Below are 1,435 nucleotides of genomic sequence, written 5' to 3'. Positions count from 1 at the left end.
GGCTCTTCACAATCGAGGGTGTAGCCGCGGCCTGAATCCGCCGGTCTCGAGCAGCGATCGTGCGATGTAGTGGGTGAGGTTCCGGAAGCCAAGGGCGCTGCCGCGGAGGTGTTCCAGCCGGCCATTCAGGGCCTCACTCGGGCCGTTCGACGTGCCGGGCCGGTCGAAGTACGCCAGCACGTCGGCCGCCCGCTTCTTCAGCGTCCGGCCCAACACGATGACCTCGGCCAACGCGCCGGGGACACGGCTGCCGATGGCTTGGATGAGATTCTCCATCAGCTGGCGACCCTTCGCGCGGTCAGGTTCGCGGTAGGCGGCGATCATCTTCTGGTAGATGGCCCAGGTGGCTTCGACCTCGACGTGCTCATCGCCGGCGAACAAGGCTTCCAGGCGAGCCTTCTGGCGCGGAGTGAGAAGGTCCAGACCGGTGTGCAGGGTCCGACGGGCGCGGTAGAGCGGATCGGTAGCGCGACCGCGGTGGCCGTGCAGTGCCTGTTGGATGCGGCGCCGGCACTGGTCGAGGGCATCACCGGCCAGGCGGACGACATGGAACGGATCCAGCACCGGCGTGGCGTCGGGCAACTCCTCGGTGGTGGCGGTCTTGAAGCCGCTGAACCCATCCATGGCGACGACCTCGATCCCGTCGCGCCACGTCTGCGGCCGGCTGGCGAGCCACGTCTTGAACGCCTGCTTGGAACGCCCTTCGACCATGTCCAACAAGCGGGCCGGACCAGTATCATCCCTAACCGGAGTGAGGTCGATGATGACGGTCACGTACTTGTCGCCCTTGCGGGTGTGCCTCCAGACATGTTCGTCGACGCCGACCACGCTCACGCCGTCGAACCGGGTCGGGTCTTTGATCAGGACGCGCTGGCCCTCGGCGAGGACGGCGTCGTTGGCGGTGTTCCACGACACCGCCAAGCCCTCGGCGATCCGCGCGACGGTGAGGTGGGCTACCACCAGGCCTTCCAGCGCCCACCACAACGCGCGTCGGGACAGCTTGGAGCGTGGTTCGGCAGCCTTGCTCATGTCCTGGCGCCACACGTGTCCACACTCACCACACCGGTAACGGCGCAGCGTCACCACCAAGACGGTCGGTCGCCAGCCGAACGGCTCGTGGGCCAACCGACGGGTGACCGTGTCGCGCGGGGTCCCCTCGCACCCGCACCGGCGGCACCACTGGTCAGGTTCGACGACCCGACACGCCAGCACGGCCCGCTCACGTTCCACGTGTTGACCAACGGCTTCCAGGCCGAGCTCGTCGAGGCGGGTGAACGTGGTCAGGTCGGGACGAACGAAGGTAGCGTTGAGCACGTCGAGGTCTTTCGGATGGAAGGCGTAGGAACCTCCATCATCGGAAGACCTCGACCCTCAACCGCGGAGCGACGCGCCTCCCCAGATCACCGGCCTCTACACCCTCAACTGTGATGAGCCG

The 1,435-nt window shown here is 67.0% G+C and carries 1 protein-coding gene; it reads right to left on the bottom strand.

The genetic code is table 11. From position 1 onward, the window contains the following. Window positions 1–6 precede the first annotated feature (6 nt). Window positions 7–1,314 carry an ISL3 family transposase gene (locus tag H5397_RS17370; protein ID WP_182819000.1) on the bottom strand — a complete coding sequence of 436 codons (1,308 nt, stop codon included), beginning with the start codon at window positions 1,312–1,314 and terminating at the stop codon, window positions 7–9. Between the last annotated feature and the right edge of the window lie 121 nt (window positions 1,315–1,435).

The sequence above is a fragment of the Propioniciclava sp. MC1683 genome (genome assembly GCF_014164675.1).
In the GTDB taxonomy this organism is placed as follows: Bacteria; Actinomycetota; Actinomycetes; order Propionibacteriales; family Propionibacteriaceae; genus Propioniciclava.
This window is presented reverse-complemented; position numbering and strand designations above follow the sequence as displayed.